Origin of the sequence: Picosynechococcus sp. PCC 11901 (genome assembly GCF_005577135.1) — a bacterium.
GTDB lineage: Bacteria > Cyanobacteriota > Cyanobacteriia > Cyanobacteriales > MRBY01 > MRBY01.
Map to the genome: position 1 here is coordinate 1747062 of NZ_CP040360.1, position 18396 is coordinate 1765457.

General features: G+C 50.0%; 17 protein-coding genes and 1 pseudogene. 8 read left to right on the top strand and 10 right to left on the bottom strand.

What is annotated here, in order from left to right:
• Positions 1-177: 177 nt before the first annotated feature.
• Positions 178-1584, top strand: a pseudogene (radA, locus tag FEK30_RS09500) (DNA repair protein RadA); the annotation flags it as partial.
• Positions 1585-1789: 205 nt separating this feature from the next.
• Here radA and FEK30_RS09505 read toward each other — a convergent pair.
• On the bottom strand, positions 1790-2767 hold the full coding sequence (locus FEK30_RS09505) for a cysteine synthase A (RefSeq protein ID WP_062433171.1): 978 nt from the start codon (positions 2765-2767) through the stop codon (positions 1790-1792).
• A 237-nt stretch (positions 2768-3004) separates the two neighbouring features.
• Between FEK30_RS09505 and btpA the strand changes: the two genes are divergently transcribed.
• On the top strand, positions 3005-3838 hold the full coding sequence (btpA, locus tag FEK30_RS09510; RefSeq protein WP_012306602.1) for a photosystem I biogenesis protein BtpA: 834 nt from the start codon (positions 3005-3007) through the stop codon (positions 3836-3838).
• A gap of 118 nt (positions 3839-3956) precedes the next feature.
• On the opposite strand, the gene FEK30_RS09515 is transcribed toward btpA, so the two are convergent.
• Together FEK30_RS09515 and FEK30_RS09520 are read right to left on the bottom strand one after the other, a co-directional pair.
• Positions 3957-4919, bottom strand: a complete 963-nt coding sequence (locus tag FEK30_RS09515) for a CAP domain-containing protein (protein WP_138073058.1) — start codon at positions 4917-4919, stop codon at positions 3957-3959.
• 32 nt (positions 4920-4951) lie between these two features.
• The gene (locus tag FEK30_RS09520; protein WP_138073059.1) at positions 4952-5425 is read right to left on the bottom strand and encodes a low molecular weight protein-tyrosine-phosphatase; all 474 of its coding nucleotides are present in this window, start codon (positions 5423-5425) and stop codon (positions 4952-4954) included.
• A 141-nt stretch (positions 5426-5566) separates the two neighbouring features.
• Here FEK30_RS09520 and FEK30_RS09525 point away from each other — a divergent pair, with 141 nt between their 5' ends.
• Entirely contained in the window at positions 5567-6940 is a 1374-nt protein-coding gene (locus FEK30_RS09525) for an SGNH/GDSL hydrolase family protein (RefSeq protein WP_065711636.1), read from the top strand.
• On the opposite strand, the gene FEK30_RS09530 is transcribed toward FEK30_RS09525, so the two are convergent.
• Positions 6937-7926, bottom strand: coding sequence for an NAD-dependent epimerase/dehydratase family protein (locus tag FEK30_RS09530; protein WP_138073060.1), 990 nt, complete (start codon positions 7924-7926; stop codon positions 6937-6939). The two genes, FEK30_RS09525 and FEK30_RS09530, sit on opposite strands and share 4 nt — an antisense overlap.
• Positions 7927-8067: 141 nt before the next feature.
• Here FEK30_RS09530 and FEK30_RS09535 point away from each other — a divergent pair, with 141 nt between their 5' ends.
• Positions 8068-8532, top strand: coding sequence for a glutathione peroxidase (locus FEK30_RS09535; protein WP_138073061.1), 465 nt, complete (start codon positions 8068-8070; stop codon positions 8530-8532).
• 144 nt (positions 8533-8676) lie between these two features.
• On the top strand, positions 8677-9735 hold the full coding sequence (locus FEK30_RS09540; RefSeq protein ID WP_065710383.1) for a M42 family metallopeptidase: 1059 nt from the start codon (positions 8677-8679) through the stop codon (positions 9733-9735).
• Here the strand turns inward: FEK30_RS09540 and FEK30_RS09545 are convergent.
• Positions 9732-10295 carry a Uma2 family endonuclease gene (locus tag FEK30_RS09545; protein WP_030007265.1) on the bottom strand — a complete coding sequence of 188 codons (564 nt, stop codon included), beginning with the start codon at positions 10293-10295 and terminating at the stop codon, positions 9732-9734. The genes FEK30_RS09540 and FEK30_RS09545 overlap by 4 nt on opposite strands.
• A gap of 225 nt (positions 10296-10520) precedes the next feature.
• Here FEK30_RS09545 and FEK30_RS09550 point away from each other — a divergent pair, with 225 nt between their 5' ends.
• Entirely contained in the window at positions 10521-11072 is a 552-nt protein-coding gene (locus FEK30_RS09550; RefSeq protein WP_138073783.1) for a DUF4334 domain-containing protein, read from the top strand.
• A 23-nt stretch (positions 11073-11095) separates the two neighbouring features.
• Here FEK30_RS09550 and FEK30_RS09555 read toward each other — a convergent pair whose 3' ends face one another.
• Positions 11096-12682, bottom strand: coding sequence for a glucose-6-phosphate isomerase (locus FEK30_RS09555; protein ID WP_138073062.1), 1587 nt, complete (start codon positions 12680-12682; stop codon positions 11096-11098).
• 119 nt (positions 12683-12801) lie between these two features.
• On the opposite strand from FEK30_RS09555, the gene FEK30_RS09560 reads away from it, so the two are divergent.
• Entirely contained in the window at positions 12802-14415 is a 1614-nt protein-coding gene (locus tag FEK30_RS09560) for a S8 family serine peptidase (protein WP_138073063.1), read from the top strand.
• Positions 14416-14503: 88 nt separating this feature from the next.
• On the opposite strand, the gene FEK30_RS09565 is transcribed toward FEK30_RS09560, so the two are convergent.
• From FEK30_RS09565 to FEK30_RS09580, 4 genes are all read right to left on the bottom strand, one after another.
• Positions 14504-14800, bottom strand: coding sequence for a type II toxin-antitoxin system RelE/ParE family toxin (locus FEK30_RS09565; RefSeq protein ID WP_138073064.1), 297 nt, complete (start codon positions 14798-14800; stop codon positions 14504-14506).
• Positions 14787-15005 (bottom strand): TA system antitoxin ParD family protein, encoded by a 219-nt coding sequence (locus FEK30_RS09570; protein WP_062433137.1) that lies wholly within the window; start codon positions 15003-15005, stop codon positions 14787-14789. Before FEK30_RS09570 ends, FEK30_RS09565 begins: the two co-directional genes overlap by 14 nt.
• 168 nt (positions 15006-15173) lie before the next feature.
• A complete protein-coding gene (locus tag FEK30_RS17300; protein WP_138073065.1) occupies positions 15174-15575 on the bottom strand; it encodes a GFA family protein in 402 nt (133 codons plus the stop codon).
• 288 nt (positions 15576-15863) lie between these two features.
• A complete protein-coding gene (locus FEK30_RS09580) occupies positions 15864-16688 on the bottom strand; it encodes a hypothetical protein (RefSeq protein WP_138073066.1) in 825 nt (274 codons plus the stop codon).
• Between the two features lie 265 nt (positions 16689-16953).
• Here FEK30_RS09580 and FEK30_RS09585 point away from each other — a divergent pair, with 265 nt between their 5' ends.
• Complete coding sequence (locus FEK30_RS09585; RefSeq protein ID WP_138073067.1) at positions 16954-18366, top strand: hypothetical protein; 1413 nt, start codon at positions 16954-16956, stop codon at positions 18364-18366.
• Positions 18367-18396: the final 30 nt, after the last annotated feature.

The following is an 18396-nucleotide window of genomic DNA, read 5'->3' on the forward strand; positions in this document are numbered from 1 at the left end:
TTATTAAGTAGGGTTATCTAGATATAAGAATATCGCTTTCCTGAAATCTGATGGGAGTCTGAGGTCGGGTTTTCGGGAAAATGAGAAGTTTTTTAAGATTTATTTTGGAAAGTGTGCGGTTTTTCGGGGTGATGCTGCCACCGAGGGCAATTCATTGTGATGGGGAGATGACAAGTCATGGCTAAGGCAAAAACGGTTTATGTGTGTCGTGAATGTGGGGCAGAGGCGCGGCAATGGCTCGGTAAATGCCCAGATTGTGGGGTCTATGGGTCGCTGCAAGAAGAGATCCGCGAAAAGGAAAGCAGTACTGGTGTGAGCCGTACCTGGCACCATAAGCCGAAAACAACCAGAAAAGCCGCCAGCCCAGTCTCCCGCACTGCGGTGAAATTTACAGATATTGATACTCGCCAACGGATGCGCTTTGGGTCTGGGTTTGGGGAGTTAGACCGGGTGCTTGGCGGAGGGTTAGTCCCAGGTTCCTTGGTGCTGATTGGGGGCGATCCGGGCATTGGGAAATCGACATTATTACTCCAGGTGGCCTATCAACTCAGCACAAGTTTACCAAGAATTTTGTATGTGTCGGCGGAGGAATCGGGCCAGCAAATCAAACTCCGGGGCGATCGCCTCCGGGATGCAGCCCACCCCCCAGAAGAAAATTTATATGTACTAACGGAAACGGGCCTCGAAACGATTTTGGCTGAATTGGAAACTCTCCAGCCCCAGGTGGCAGTGATTGATAGTATTCAGACCTTGTATTATTCCGCCTTGGGTTCCGCCCCCGGTTCAGTGTCCCAGGTGCGGGAATGTACCTCGGCTTTGATGCAAGTGGCGAAGCGGGAAAACATTACGCTGTTTATCGTCGGTCATGTCACCAAGGAAGGGGCGATCGCCGGGCCACGGGTTTTGGAACACCTCGTTGATACGGTGCTGTATTTCGAGGGAGATAGATATGCCTCCCATCGGTTGTTGCGGTCGGTGAAAAATCGCTTTGGGGCCACCCATGAAGTCGGCATTTTTGAAATGGGTGAACAGGGTTTAGAGGAAGTGCTCAATCCTTCAGAACTTTTCCTCGGTAACCGCGAAGAGGCCACCCCCGGTACCGCCACCGTTGTTGCCTGCGAAGGCACCCGACCCCTTTTAGTAGAATTGCAAGCCCTAGTCAGTCCCACCAGCTATTCTTCCCCTCGACGTTCCACCACAGGCGTTGATTATTCCCGTCTCCAGCAAATTTTGGCGGTGCTAGAAAAGCGGGTCGGCATTCCCCTCTCAAAGCTAGATGCCTATGTTGCTTCGGCGGGGGGCTTGACGGTTTCTGAGCCGGCGGTGGATTTGGGGATTGCCATTGCTTTGGTGGCCAGCTTCCGCGATCGCCTTGTTTCACCCCAGACTGTGCTGATCGGAGAAGTGGGTTTGGGGGGACAAATTCGACCTGTTTCTCACTTGGAAACTCGCCTGAAGGAAGCAATGAAATTAGGCTTTACCCGTGCCATTGTGCCCAAAGGCCAAAAGTTACCAGACGGTTTAGACCTCGATATTATTCCCGTGGCTCGCGTGCTGGATGCAATCGTCGCTGCCCTGCCTGCCGATGGGAAAGAATAGACCCCGTTAAGGCAATTGGAGTTTGAGCAATTTAACGGACTTATTCTTTATCGTTCATCGCTGTAGTGCCTTTGATCAGCATGAATAAACCGCTGGCGACGATCAAAAACGCCAAGATGCCCATCACAATATCTAAAGTTTGGGTTTCCATAATTTAAAAAAAGTAGGCGATCGCCTTCAAAATGTATCGCTAATCTGGCACTGACAAACCCTTGCTGGCAAGCCATTCTGGGTTAAAGAGGCGAGATTGATAACGGGCGCCACTGTCACACAACACCGTCACAATCGTATGACCCGGCCCCATTTCCTTCGCGAGGGCATAGGCAGCACCGACATTAATTCCTACGGAGCCCCCCATAAACAGGCCATCTTTTTTGAGAAGTTGATACACAACCCGTACTGCTTCCTGGTCATCAACCCGAATGGCGTCGTCCATGGGCACTCCTTCCATATTGGCGGTAATGCGTCCTTGACCAATGCCTTCCGTAATTGAACCGCCTTCCCGGTCGAGTTTGCCTGTTTTCACATAGCTATAGAGCACACTGCCCATGGGATCGGCCACGACACATTTGACGTTAGGATTTTTTTCCTTGAGGTAGAGGGCAGTGCCAGCATAGGTGCCCCCAGTGCCCGTAGCAGCCGTCCAAGCATCAATTTTGCCGTCGGTTTGGGCCCAAATTTCCGGGCCAGTGGTTTCGTAGTGGGCGCGGCGGTTGGCCAAATTATCAAACTGATTCGCCCAGATCGCGTTTTCTGTTTCTGCGGCGAGCCGTTGGGAATATTTCACGTAATTGTTAGGGTCGGCATAGGGCACCGCCGGAACCGTAATCACTTCGGCCCCCAGAGTGCGGAGCAGATCAATTTTTTCCTGGGATTGAGTTTCGGGGATCACAATGATGCATTTGTAACCCTTGGCATTGCAGATATGAACCAGACCAATGCCTGTGTTGCCTGCGGTGCCTTCAACAACGGTGCCACCAGGTTTAAGCAAGCCCCGTTCTTCGGCGTCTTTGATGATGTAGAGGGCGGCCCGGTCTTTGACGGAACCACCGGGATTGAGAAATTCTGCTTTGCCTAAAATTTCACAGCCCGTTGCTTCACTAAAACTGTTTAGGCGAATGAGGGGGGTGTTGCCAACTGCACCAACAAAACCGTCTTTGATATCCATAGGTTGATTCTGTTTCTTCTGTCTTTTGCACTGTGGGTCGCAATCCCCCTATTGTGACATGGGCTGGTTCGATTCCTGTGGTGAATTATGGAGGCGATCGCCTTTTCTTCGGGGAAACAAAATTTTGGGGAGGCCTGCCCCTGATATACTAATTTACGCCCTATCCCAAGCCTGCAAAGGTGACGAGGCATCGCTCCTGTGGGAGTGACCCTGTACAAACGAACGTAAAGAAAATCAGTGGATCTCAAACATCTTTTCCAGACCGAAAATCCCATCCTTGGCGTTGTTCACCTGTTGCCTTTGCCCACCTCTGCCCGTTGGGGAGGTGACTTTCGTCAGGTGATGGACCGCGCGGAACAGGAGGCAACGGCCCTCGCTGCGGGGGGGATTGACGGCATTATTATCGAAAACTTCTTTGATGCCCCCTTCACAAAAGACCGGGTTGATCCCGCCACCATTAGTGCCATGACCCTAATCATGGATCGTCTTGCGGGGTTGGTGACTGTCCCCCTGGGGCTTAATGTCCTCCGCAATGATGCTAAAAGTGCGATGGCGATCGCCGCCTGTACTGGCGCCCAGTTTATTCGTGTGAATGTACTCACCGGGGTAATGGCCACCGACCAAGGCTTAATTGAAGGCAATGCTTACGAACTGCTGAAATACCGCCGCGAACTCGATGCAGACGTAGCAATCTTGGCAGATGTCTTAGTAAAACACGCCCACCCCATCAGTACGCCTAACCTCACCGCCGCCATCCACGACACCGTAGAGCGGGGTTTAGCCGATGCGGTAATTCTCTCTGGTTGGGCGACGGGTCAAGTGCCGAAAATGGACGACTTGAAAGATGCCCGTGCCAATGCAGGGGATACGCCGATTTTGATTGGTAGTGGTGCAACCTGGGAGAATATCGGCAACCTCCTCCAGGTGGCAGACGGGGCCATTGTCGCCAGTTCCCTCAAACGTCATGGCAAGCTCAGTGAGCCGATTGATCCGTTGCGGGTGTCGCAGTTTATGGAATCGGCCCAGCAGGGGATTAAAATTCGCCAGATGCGCCAGAAACAATTTGCCTAATCCTGTGTGCGGGCACGGGTGCTGTATTTTTTAAAAGTTCTGGCTTGATGCTGATGCTTTGCGGACAGTGCGGTGCTTGCTGTTTTTGACCTGAAAAATATTGTCCAATCCCCAGGGCTTAGTAGGGTCGCTGGCCGCGGTAATTACCGGGGGGATCATAGTTGCAGACCCAAACTTCCCAACCATTATCCTTACGCACCATGCCACAACCGACTTTCTCCGTATCACGCCACACGATTTGGGTATAGTGGCCACACACTTTACCTGGTTGGCAGCGGTTAGTGCCGTAGTCATAGTTTTGAATTTCGTTGCCCCAAAGATTCACCACCGCCGTTGGCGAGAGCACTAAATTATTAGACTTTGCGATATTTTCACCGTAGTCATCGCTGGTATTGTGTTCTACCCTTTCCTGGGCGGCTAAACGTTCGGCCCAAGTTTGAGCATGGTTGGCGAGGGTTTCTGACCAAACGAGATCCGGTAAATTGTGGGGCGATCGCCACTCATTATGGGCCGCTAACATCTGTTCAATGCCAGCCTGGGTGGAGAGATCAAATTCACTCACTTCAATCCCGGCGGCTTTTGCCTCTGCCACTGAACGCACCCGTTGGGCCACAACATCTGTTTCAAGGCGGCCATTGTCGCGATATCGCACCGTAAAGCGATTTCCCGTGCGGGAGCTGTAGCTATAACTCCGAATACTGGCTTCGACCCAAACGCCATCCCGTTCGACATAAATGGGTTCACTGACGCTATTGATTTGGGGTAAGCGGCCCGCTACAGGTTGAGTAGCGACGGTTGGCCGTAATCTTTCTGGGCTGACATTGTCCTCCACGAATCCCACGTCCAAATACCGCACTTGATAACGCACGGCTGCTTCGGGAGCACTTTGGATAGCAAGGATTTCACCGGGACGCCAACTCCCTTGCCGCTCAATGTCAACTTTATCGCCCACTTCAAAGGTCGTTGCCTGAGCCAGGAGAATTGGGGTTGGCCCCTGGGGAACTGGATGACTGTGACTAGCTGCCCCCTGGAACCAAAAGAGGCCCAATAAGGCGATCGCCGTTACATTGCGGATAAACATGGTGTGACCGAGGAAATAAGCTGCCTACACCATCACATTTCCTGTTTAATCTCTGTGAGGAGTCCTTGGCAGGCATCGAGGAGCAAATCAATCACATAGTCAAAACCCGATTGGCCGCCGTAGTAGGGATCTGGCACTTCGCTGTCGGGAAAATTCGTGGCGTAGTCACACATCATTTTAACTTTTTCGCCATAGATATCCGCCCGGTCTAGGGACAAAATGTCACGATAATTAGCGCGATCCATTGCCAGGATCAGGTCAAATGCTTCAAAATCAGCGCGGGAAAATTGCCGGGCGCTACCCACCAGACGAATATCGCGCTTTTGGGCCGCTGCCTGCATCCGTCGGTCTGGGGCGGCTCCTATGTGATAGCTAGAAGTCCCGGCCGAATCGCAGAGAATTTTATTGCTTAAACCTTCTTGTTCCAGGAGATGCCGCATAATATTTTCGGCGGAGGGGGAACGGCAGATGTTACCGAGGCAAACGAATAATAATTTATAGGCCATCTCAATTTTTTTCAGCTAAGGGGCGATCGCAACTTTGCAGTGTACCCCAAATTCCTCCCCGGAAAAGCACAAATTCCCCATGACAAATGGGCCATCTCCCTTGAAAATAGTTGGAAATTCTCTCGTAAAAGGAAAGCGTACATGTTTAGTCGCGGTCGCCGTCGTTACTCGTCCCTCGGTCGAAGAAAAAAGAAAAAATCCGTTTCTCCCTGGACGATCCTGGTGGCTGTACCGGTGGTATTGCTCGGCCTCGAAGTCGTGGCTCGGCTTGGGTCTGGCTATTTTGAAGGGCAGGATGATCAGCTCTCCCAGGAGGCGATCGCCTACAGCCTAAAATTTGTCGATGACGATCAAAACGTCTACCAAGGGTTAGACAATCGCGGCGAACTTCTCGCCCAGAAAGCCATTGCCACAGGCTACGAACTGGTCGGCAGCCAAGAGAGTGAATTTTTTAGCCTCAACGAACAAGGTTTCCGGGACGAAGAACCGCTGCCTGTCGCCAAACCCCAAGATGAAATTCGTGTGTTTATCCTTGGCAATTCCACCGCCTTTGGTCGGGGTGCCCAGACAAACCAAGAGACGATCGCCGCTTTCCTCGAACAACGCCTCCAAAACCGTGTCCAAGACCAACGACAATCCCCCGGCACCTATCGCCCGGACGTTTTTCCTTTCTTTCCGCCGACCCGCAATCGCTTGGCCCAACTGCCCGCCAAAATTCGAGAGGGAAACTACCGTGTGGTGAATGTGGCCGTACCTGGCTATAGCTCTGGCAATGAGTTGGCCCAGCTTGCCCTGAAGATTTTGCCCTACCAGCCGGATTTGATTGTTCTTCTCAACGGCTATGAAGATCTTCTCCTCCCCAGTGACCAAGCGGCGACGGAGATTCCGAAATTAGCAGAATTTGCCAAAAATCCCGATGCCTACTTCCACCAATACCTCAAGGAATCCTTCCGAAATAAGGCCGAACAAAGTGCTTTAATGCGGGCCGTTTTTGCCTTGACTTCCCCCCGCAAAGCGAACCAGGGGGGCGAAGTGTTTAGCATTCGTGAACGCAACACAACGGGCTTGGCGCAACAACTCCCTAACTCCGACGCAGAATTTCAGGAACGCCTAGGGCGCTACCAGGACAATCTGGCGCAGATGGTGGGGCTGTGTGGTGCGGCCCAAATTCCGTTGTTGGTGGCCCTCCAACCAGAAATCACTGGACGCCCTGAAGCTCAACTTGATCCGACGGAAGCAGCGATCCGCCAGCAGCTTGGGGACAACTACACAGAAAAAATGACCACCTATTACCCCCAGTTTGCTGAGACACTGCAACAACTGGCCCAGGACTTTCCGAATAATCTGGAGTTTATTGATTTTTATCGCCTCGATAATCAGTTCCCCACGCCGACTTTTATTGACCCGATCCATATTAATGCTGCTGCAAATGAGGTGATGGCCGAGCAACTCTATGGGGCGATCGCCAATTTACCAAAGATGCAGATTATCCCGGAAAATTTCTTCCTCGATTAAGGACGACGTCGGGGGGGAATGCCAGCGCTGGTGAGGACATCACTCAGTTTTGGGCAGGCGGATTCTAAACCGAAGCTGCGGGGATTGTAGGTTTTGCCGTAGGTGAAATGGCGGTAGTCGATGCAAAAGCGATCCCAGGCCGCCAACTGAATCCGAAAAACTTTAATAATGAAATTCGCCAACCACAGGGACAGGGGAATTTTAAAGTAAATTTTTTGGCCCATGTGCTCACACAATTCGGCGATCGCCCTGTCGGCAGTTAACGGTTCATTGCCCAGTACAAATTGGCGATCGGGGTCTAATTCTCCGGGGGGCAGATCAAAGCGGATGGTTGGTGGATTTTCTGCCAGATGGCGTACCACCCGCGCAATATCTTCACCATGGATAAAGTGAAAACTGCCGTCAGCACTGAGAAACTTGGCGATGGATAGCCATTTAATGTGATCCCGCAGGCCCCCCGACAGGTGGGAAAAGGGTTTATTTTCACCGCCCCCTGCCACCAGGGTGGGGAAAACCACGGAAATTTTCGGCGCTAATTTCAACGTGCCCAGTTTTTGGTAACACTCGTATTTCGTGCGGATGTAGTCGGTGCCAAAGTCCCGGGCCTCCGTGAGCACTTCATTGTTGCGCCCCAGAATACTCGCCGTGGAAAAATAAATCACCTGTTCGCAAATTTCTGGATCGAGCAGATCAATAAGCTGGGCGGTTTTTACCACATTGGTTTCAAAGGATTCCTGGGCACCACCCCAGGCTGTGGCCGCCAAGATCGCCACGTTGATCGTTTTTAGGAGATCTGTCTGCTGCTCAATATCTAATAAATCCCCCTGCACCACATGAATGCCGCCCCGGGCCTCGGTGTTGAAGCGTAATTTTTCGGGCGATCGCACCAACAGATAAAGCTCATAATCGGTGTGGTAAATAAACGTTTCAGCGAGATAATGGCCAATGCAGCCACTAGCGCCAGTGATAAAGACCTTTTTCGTCATGGGTGGGCGGGATGCGCGATGGAAAGTTGCCCCTTAGTTTAGTATGTGGGGGCCTGTCCCGAAAAATTTTGACCGAGCCTACCCCTGCTCCCCGTCGATCCCCGATAATGGGAACTGTCGTAATAATTCGTAATCATCACCATGGCTTTACCCACAGCGTTAAAAACCCTAGACGGCGCGCCCCTCAGCCCGGAAACCCTCGAAAATAAAGTCGTTTTATTCGTGAATGTAGCGAGCAAATGCGGCTTGACGCCCCAGTACAGTGGCCTGGTTGCCCTCGATCAAGAATATGGCGATCGCGGTTTGGTGATTGTCGGCGTTCCTTGTAATCAGTTCGGCGCCCAGGAACCCGGCACCCCTGACGAAATCAAAGATTTCACCAAGACCAAATATGACGTAGATTTTACGCTCCTCGAAAAGCAGGATGTCAACGGCGCCAACCGCAGCCCTCTGTACCAGTTTCTCGTGGGGGATGGCCCCGACATCGCCTGGAACTTCGGCAAATTCCTCGTCGGCCGTAACGGTGAAGTCATCGAACGCTTTGAGCCCCAGACAGCCCCCGATGATGCAAACCTGAAAGCGGCCATTGAAAAAGCTTTGGGTTAGAACATCCCCCTAAATCCCCCTTCGGAAGGGGGATTCAAAGGCGATCGCCCCCGCCAACTCTTCTTTTTTCTTGAGAGGAAGTTGCGAGAATTGTGGGGGCGATTTTCCTTGTTTTTTCCTCTATTCTCCACAACTTTTTTGACCATGAGCCACGATTTTGACCTGCTTTTTGAGCAAATTTCTACCTTAGTCATGCACCATTCCCCCAGTGGCCAAGAAACAGAAATTGACCATTATCTCCTCGCTCTATTCGCCAAACTTGGGGTGAACCATTGGCAAGACCGCGCTGGCAATATCATCGTGAAAATTCCTGGTCAGAATCCGGAAGCAGGGGCGATCGCCATTACCGCCCACAAAGATGAAATCGGGGCGATCGTGAAACAGGTAGATGAACGCACGGGTCGCGTGGAAATTCGAGCTTTAGGTGGGGCTTATCCCTGGATCTACGGCGAAGGGGTGATGGATATCCTCGGTGATAACACAACGATTTCCGGGATTTTGAGCTTTGGGTCGCGCCACGTTTCCCACGAATCTCCCCAGAAACTACTGCAAACGGAAAAACCCGTCCAGTGGCACCAGGCTTGGCTGGAAACGAAGTGTCATAGTAGTGAACTGCTTGCCGCTGGGGTGCGTCCGGGGAGTCGGGTCGTAGTCGGGAAACACCGCAAAAAACCGTTCCGCCTGAAAAATTACATCGCCAGCTACACCCTCGATAACAAAGCTTCCCTCGTCATTCTGATTGAACTGGCCCAACGGCTCAAAAATCCCCCCCAAGATGTTTATCTGGTCGCCTCAGCAAAGGAGGAAGTGGGGGCTGTGGGAGCGCTCTACTTCAGTCAAAATACTCAACTGGATGCTTTGGTTGCCCTAGAAATTTGTCCCCTGGCGCGGGAATATGCGATCGCCGCTGGGGATCGGCCCGTGTTACTGTCCCAGGATGGTTACGGGATCTACGATGAAGGTCTCAACCAAGAAATTATCACTGCCGCCGCTGGCATTCACCGACCGCTCCAACAGGCGATTATCCAAGGATTCGGTAGTGATGCTTCCATTGCGATGAAATTTGGCCATGTGTGCCGGGGCGCTTGCCTCAGTTTCCCCACGGAAAATACCCATGGTTACGAGATTGCTCACCTTGGGGCGATCGCCCACTGCATTGATATTTTGTTCGCCTATTGTCAGCATCCGAAAAGTCGAGCTTAACGAAAGACCTGATCAATGGCGATCGTAAAATCGGGTAATAAAGGTGAAGTGAGGGCATCATCACCCAGTAAAGTGCAGACCAACTCCAACTGCGCCTGATTTCGCCGATAGACCTCAATGGTTTTCAGTCGCCAATCCACCACCCAATATTCCTGCACCCCATAGAGCGAATATAATTTACGCTTTGCCTCTTTATCCCGCTGCTCATTTAATTTGCCCGCCGAGAGAATTTCGATCATCAGTTCCGGCGCAACGGTAAAATGCCCCGACTCATCCACACCCGTTTCGAGACGCGCATTACTCACCCACACCACATCTGGAATCACCCCATCATTCGGAGAGAAGACCACCCCTGGAGCCTCAAAAACACGACCAAGACCTGATTGGTCTGACCAATTACCTAGGGCGATGTGAAGCCGACTCGCAGCACTTTGATGAAAAATATGGGGCGCGCGGGTCACGATTAATTCTCCATCAATAATTTCATAGCGTTTCCAGCCGCCATCGTCGGGCATGGCTTCGAGATCCTGTACTGTCCAGCGAACTGCATTGGCAACCATGGTTTTCCTGGGAGTATTGATATTTTTAGTGTAGTCGATGTCTTCTGGAGCGATCGCCCATTGCCAGCCCCCCAAAACGCAATAGGGCCAATAATCTCTAAATCAAGATTTGCGATGTCGCCAGCCTCCCATCTAAAAAACTCGCTTTTCTCAAGATCTATCACTGCCTGAATTTCTTGTTAGCCTATGGAAATGACCCCAAACATTGATGGAAAGCGATCGCCGATGACGACCACAGCTGAGTTACCAAGCATTTTGCAAACAGGCCAAGGTACGACCCAGGAAGCCCTTGAACTCTTTGACCGCCTCGAAACCGTTGATCTGGACTTTATGTGGGGACTGTGGCGAGGCCGGGGAATTTATACAGGGCACCCGATGGATGGTCTGTTGGAGTTAGGTAACTGGTACGGCAAAGAATTTATCGACCCGGAAACTGTACATCCCCTACTTTTTTCTGGTCGTCAGGGAGAAATTTTTAAAGTAGCTCCCAACCTCAAAACCATGAAGATGGTCTTGAAATTACCCACGCCCCAAAACCCGGTCTTTAAACCGTTTCTGAGGTTGCTCAATAGCCTATTTAAAACCGAAAAAAGTCAAGCCAGACTCCGAATGATGGAATATTGCGGCAAAGTCAGCGCCACCATGATCTATGACTGCCTGCCCATCAACGATTCCTTTAGGAAAATTGACGAAAATCAAGTGTTTGGCGTGATGGATTTCAAGCAATCTACCCAGCCATTTTTCTTTATCCTGGAGCGCGTGACAGGTCAGCCATAGCTTGAATGTGAGACATTCTGAGCTTAGAGACGACTAATCTTTAGCGCACTGGGTTGAGCCGGATTGCCCTCTAATTTCAAGGCGCGACCATTGGCAGCCAGATGACGGACAATTTTGTAAATCACCTCAATTTGTTCAACCGCCCCGACTTTAATCGCTAGGCTATCGAGGGTCAGAGGGGACTCACTCGTCGTTACCGCATCCACCACTTTTTTCTGGAGATCGAGCACTGATGCTGCTGCTTTTTTCCCAGCTTCGACGCCAGGTTGGTGGTAAGCGTTGATATTGACCAAAGACGCATAGATCGTGACAGCCCGTTCATAGAGGGCAATCAGGGCACCGACAGTACGGGCATCAACATCGGGAACGGTAATGGTAATCGAGTCCCTGCCATTGTCATAGAGAGCTTCGCGAGTGCCGAGCAAAAAGCCGGAGAGAAAATCACCGCTAGTTGCGCCATTTTCGATATCGATAGAGTCACCTTGGCGATCGCCTAACACTTCGATAAAGGTCGCGAAGAAATTGGGAACTCCTTCCCGCAGTTGTTGCACATAGGCGTGCTGGTCAGTGGAACCTTTATTCCCGTAGACGGCGATCCCTTGGTAGACCTTATTGCCATCGAGATCTTCTTCCTTGCCGAGGGATTCCATGATCAGTTGTTGCAAATAGCGGCTAAAGAGCAACAAACGGTCTTTATAGGGCAAAATTACCATATCCTTCTCACCCCTGCCATTGCCGGAGTAATACCAAGCCAGAGCCAATAATGCCGCCGGATTTTGTTTCAGTTCAGGAATGCGGGTGGCATCGTCCATTATTTTTGCGCCGTCGAGCATTGCCCGAATATTAATCCCTTGTAACGCGGCGGCAACTAAACCCACGGCTGACAATTCGGAAGTCCGGCCGCCCACCCAGTCATGCATCGGGAAGGTGGTGAGCCAATGCTCGGATTTCGCGACATTTTCGAGTTTGGAGCCAATTCCGGTAATCGCTACTGCATGGGAAGAGAAATCAATTTTGTGGGCTTTGTAGAAATTTTTCACCTCAACCATGCCGTTCCGGGTTTCGGGCGTGCCGCCGGATTTGGAAATAACGATCGCCAAGGTGGTATTCAGTCGATCTTTGACCTGGGCGAGGGTGCGGTCAATGCCGTCGGGATCGGTGTTATCGATGAAATGGATCTTTAACGGCGCATCCACATCGGCGAGAGCTTCGGCGACAAATTGGGGGCCGAGGGCAGACCCGCCAATGCCAATGGAGAAAATATCTGTAAACGGCACACCACCGGGAGCCGTAATTTCTCCCGCATGAACTGCCTTGGCAAATTTTTCGACTTTTTCGAGGGTGTCAACAATATCTGCTTTTAGTTCCGCATTGGGGGCGAGATCAGGGTTACGTAACCAATAGTGACCCACCATTCTGCCTTCATCGGGGTTGGCGATCGCCCCGGCTTCGATCGCTTTTAAATCTTGAAATGCCTTTGCAAACTTCGGTTGTAAACTTTGTACAAACGCCTCATCAAAGCCCATCCGACTGATATCGACGTAAAATTCGAGTTCCGGATGGTAGTAGAGCCAAGCTTGGTAACGTTGCCAGAGTGCGGCGGTATCCATATATAAACTTCTCAACCTGTTTTTTGATGATTTACGTTAAGTTTAACTAGAGGCTGGCGCCGATTTATGTAGCAATTCACATTGTTTAGTATTCAGTTTTGGGTTAAGAGCGGGGGATCATGGGGAGATTTAGGCAAAAACGGTCGCTTTTTGGGATATTCACCCTCGGTTTGACGGTTTTTGGGGGATTTGAAGGGGCGATCGCCCAGGACTTTAATACCTCTATCGGCGACAACGGAATCCAAGCCACCACCCTCCACAGCGAACCCTATGATCTGCGCGGTCGCAAAATCGCCATTGGCCAAGTAGAAATTGGTCGCCCCGGCAAATTTGGCCTCGATAAACGGGCCGTCTGGCAACCCCAACTGGGACTTTCCCAACTGTTTTTCCTCAACGAAAAGGCAACCCCCGACGATCATGTCGATGACCACGCGGGTATGGTAGCGGGAATTATGGTCGGACAAGACAAACGCCAACTGGGAGTCGCCCCAGAAGCCCGTCTGTTTTCCTCGGCGATCGGTTCCACTGACGATTCGGCCCAACCAGAGGAATGTCTCGCGACCCAACACATTGCCCGACAAAATGGCGGCGACGTGCGGGCGATCAATTTCAGTTTTGGGGAATCCCTCAGTCGCGATCCCCGGCCGAATCCAGCTTTAGATGGCAATGCCCTTTTGACCCAATGTTTAGACTGGACAGCGCGGGTTTATGATGTCCTCCATGTGGTAGCCGGAAACCAAGGCACTGGTGGTATCCCGATTCCGACGGATCATTACAACGGCATTACTACCGCCTACACCACCCGGTTTCAAGGGGATGCGTTTAATAAAATCGATTTTGCTAATCTCAGTTCCCTGCCTGTGGGCAGTGGCAGTCGTTTGATTCGCCAGGAAATTAATACGGGTTCCCGCCGGGCCATTAGCCTCAGTGCCCCCGGTAGTCAGCTCAATCTGATCACCACCTTTAATAAAATCGACCGAGTGAGTGGTACGAGTTTCGCGGCCCCCCACATCACTGGCACCGTTGCCTTGTTACAGGAATTTGGCGATCGCCAACTAAAAACCCAGGCCGACCAATGGAGCCTCGCTGCCCGTCACCATGAAGTAATGAAGGCGGTATTGCTCAACAGCGCCGATAAAATTGCCGATACTGGGGACGGGAAATCTCTGGAGATGACCCGCACGGTTCTCAGTAAACAAAATCGCACCTGGCTCGAAGGGGACGCTTACAAAAATCCCGATATTCCTCTGGATATCGAAATGGGTACCGGTCAACTCAACGCCCAGCGCGCCTACCAACAATTGGCCGCCGGACAATGGTCAACGACAGCGCCTGTACCGAGTCGGGGTTGGAATTATGACAAAATTAGCGCCCAAGAGTTTCAGGACTATCATTTCGCCATGCCCCTGCAACGGGATTCTTTTGTAGCCCTGACCCTCACTTGGGATCGTTGGGTGGACTTGAATGACCAGAACAATAATGGTCTATATGATGTGGGAGAAAGTTTTACGGATCGCGGCCTGAATGATCTTAATCTTTATCTCTTGCCAGCGGATGCTGACAACTTAGGCGAGGCGGTATGTCGCTCTACCAGTCCCGTTGATAGCGTTGAACATATTTTTTGCCCCATTCCAAAAACAGGAAAGTATAAAGTGCGGGTTGTCTATGCTGAGCAAGCCAATCAAGCTAGCCAAGATTATGCGATCGCCTGGTGGACAGCGACAACGCCCTAATTTTTTCTCATGTGGCGATCGCCCAACCAAATTTTCAACATCGACGTTGAGCAGAGGGAGCTTTGGAATTTTGCGCTCGAACTCGTTGTTAGAAGTTTGATTTTTTCAAATTACGATAGAAATTTTCGTGGACGCCAAGTGCAATAAGAATTCTTTTTTCCGCATCCCACTTATAAGCAAGCAGATTTTCCTGTTTTGCCATTTTAAATTTGTAGACCCACACATCAGCTAAATCGCCTTTTTTTTGAACACCAATTTCTGGATTTTCAATAATCGCTTTAACAGCATTATCTAGGTCTGCAATTTCATTTTTACGAAGCTTCTTTTTTTTCTTGGTAAAGGAGGGAGTTTGATATACTTCGATTTTCTTTTTATTGGAACTCATAAGGTGTTAATTCAGAGTTCTCAGCCTCTTCTTTACCGATGAGGATTTCTTGTACAAAAGCAAAAGACAAATCAGGGTTATCTTCGAGAATTTCACCCATTTTCGCCCAATACTCGATTTGGCCAGCAACTGAACGATGCATGGCTTTTGAACGAATTTTAGCCTTTGTCGCCAAAGAGTTAGAGATACGAACGGCAACAGACATATTATTTTCCTAACTAGATGATTGCATTATGCGTCATAAAGTTGCGTTTTGCAACAAGAATTCCAATAAGCGCCTGGTGGACAGCGACAATGCCCTAATTTTTTTCGTCAAATACTGTATTTCAGGATGGTGAAGTTAGCGTGCTTTGAATTGTCATGTGATGGTCGCTCAACTTGGCAACCCCTTGAATTTTGGCAGTTCCCCTAACGCTCTGTCCCAGACAGCTTTGCTCGATGTAAAGATGTGGGCAGTTGGCGACATAGAAACTTCTGTGTCCAAACACCCTGCGGGAATGACGAGAAAATCTGCGATCTGAGTGCTTGGCAACGCTGAACCACACAACTTACAGAAGCTTTTGCTATGGCGAGTACCTGGAAGCGTAAATGTAGTCACTGCATCCACACCAGCCAGCCAAATCAATTTAGCAGACCGCGAAAATAAATTTGCCGAGTGAGCCGACCCTGTATCTTTTTGGCAATGCTGACAATGACACAGGTAAAAGCTGTCGAACTCCCCTTGTACTTGAAATTTCGTTGTTCCACACAGACAAGAACCAAAGTAATCAGTCATCTTTCCTTTTCCTATGACCTCTAGGTAACACACACATAGACTATGTATGATGCGGATGATTTTTGTATAGTGCCCTCTCTGTTACTTTTATATAAAAAATCTCTGCATAAATAGCTAGATATAGAGTGTTATGTTATGCAGAAAAAATTTGTCCAAAATTCGGCGATCGCCAAAATCCATCAACACAGGATTATGCGATTACATATCGCCTGGTGGACAGCGACAATTCCTAATTTTTACTGTTTGCACTTCACTTGATTTACAAACGTAAAAAATTTTACAAATAAATTATTCAGGTTGATAGTTAAGTATTTTTCGAGAACGTAATCCAGGTATTTCAGGATAGAAGCAGTACAGCCCCTCAGCAATTCTGTCTCCATTGGGTGTGAATCTCATATTCCCAGTAGAACTTCCCAGCCAAAAAGCACAAGTCTCATTTTTCATTTTAAGTTCTAAAGGATAAAGATGAACTCCAATAAATCCTTGTAATTTGCATTTCTTCATTGGCAAAAGAACATTTAGTTTCATCACACAATGAGTGGGATGCCAATTAAGGATAAATCTGTTTCCATCAGTATCAGTCTGAATAAATCTACGCCTGTTTGAGGGGAAATAATATGCTTCTAAAACATAACCATTTGCCTCTTCATCGGGAGGTAGAAGATTATCATGAAAAATGCAAGTATCTCCTTTCACTTTCTCAACAGTACAGAATTCTTCAAGCCCAAGTAGAGTTATTCCAAATGCAGGTCCAGGAATGGGGTCATTCAATGCCCAAGAATATATGCCGATACCTCTTGGTTTACCTTCTTCATCTTTTCCCGAAATGATACCTTGGCCCGAAAACTGTATAAAGCCATCTGGATGGTGAGAAAGTTTCAACCGTTTTTCCTCATCATCAAGAGAGCCAGAATCTACCATGTTCTCGAAAGGAACAGTGTGCTCTTCAGCAAAAGTTCCATACTTCACAGTAAGCATAGCTAAGTTTGCTTTGTTAAGTGGATGATAGGGTGATGTCACATAATACGATCCATCCGATCCGAAGAAAATTCTACAAATTTTATGTAAGATATTATTTTTTTCGTAAACAATTAAATAATTTCCTTGTCCCACTTTTTACACCATTATTGAACATCTTTGGAAATCGAAAACTGGACGCTTAATTCCATATTATGCGGATGAGTTCCGTGTCATGCCTCCTTTGTTACCCCTATATAGAAATTTTTTCCATAAACAGGTAAATATGGAGTGTTATGCAGAAAAACAAAATTTGGCGATCGCCTTTTGACTGGTGGACTGCTGGGTACACTAGAAACTAGAGAGGTTTCTAGCCCGTCACGGAGTGATATCCGGGCGGATAAATCAGGGGTCAAACGCGATGAAGTGGCACCATTGGGTGGGAATTGGCAGCGTTGTGGTCGGGGTAATTATGCTCGGGGCGATCGCCCCTGGGGTTTCCCAGCATTATCCCTATTACAACAACTCCTTCTCGTGGGGACAGACGGGTCGCGATGGTCGTCCTGGCCGCGATGGTCGCTCCGGCAGCAGTGTCCAAGATCAAACAATCATTATCGATGGCACCGCCCGCACGTTTGACCTAAAGGGTGGCGACGGCGAACCAGGCACCGACGGCGAATATGGCGAAGCGGCCCGCTGTTCTAGCTATTGGCGACGACCAGAACACAATATTCGGGGCGCTGATGGGGGCGATGGCGGTCGAGGCGGCAACGGTGGTAATGGGGGCGATGGCGCGGATGTGACAATTTTCTATCAACAGCCCCAGGATCTCCGCCTAATTTTTATCGACAATCGCGGTGGCGAAGGTGGACTAGAGGGGCGAGGCGGTTACGGGGGGCGCGGCTGTGGTTGTCCCTATTCCTCTTGGGTCGTCGAAACTTGCCATCTGGAGGAAGTGGCCAGCAATAATCCCGAAGAAAAACCCAGAAAAGAAGAGCGATGTACTCAACAACGCTATTACTGCACCCCCGGTCGCAATGGTCGTAACGCTCCCGATGGTAACCCTGGCAGAAATGGAACTCCTGGCACCGTGACCCTCATTCAAAATTTAACCGCTATCCCCACCGACAATCCCAACACCGCCATTTCTCTCGCCGCATTGGAACGATCGGGGACGACCCTCAGTAAAAATATTTGGCGATCGCCCACGGGATTGCGCAGCAAATTAGCCAGCGGTTCCCAAGTCCCCGATACCTATCGCGAATATGTCGAACTTTTCACTGCGCCGATCCAATTGGTTTGGGCCGCTGATCAACCCCAAACTGCTTTTAACCAAGCACAATTTAGCCTCAGCCTGGGAGACAATCGGCAGTTAGCAGTACAACAATCGGGGACAGCTTGGTTAGATTACACCGTTCAATCCCAGGGTAACGGTTTCCAAATCCAAGTTAACCGGGCAATGCAGGCGGATGAGGCTACCCAATTGATCCGCCAGGGTTTGCGGGGAACTGGCCGCGATCTAACTTTCAGCATCCTCGATCTCGGCCCCCGGAGCGATTGGTTAGACACGCAATTTATGGTCACCTACCGCACCCGTAATCCCACACCCCAATTTCGGGAGGGCTACACCTACGAAACCCGTTATAGCGGACGCCTCTCCCCAGAAGCAGTGCAGCAAATTGGTTCAGAATATCAACTGCGCTTAGGCGATCTCCCCTTGGATCAAGAGTATCTCCAGAGCGGAATGGTGGTGGATTTAGAAATTACAGCCGAGAGGCGTTTCGGAGAACATCAGACTCAGCAGGTAATCCAATGGCGCGGTGGCTTACCTTAAATCATTAGGGGAAAAGTGAAGGTGATTGTT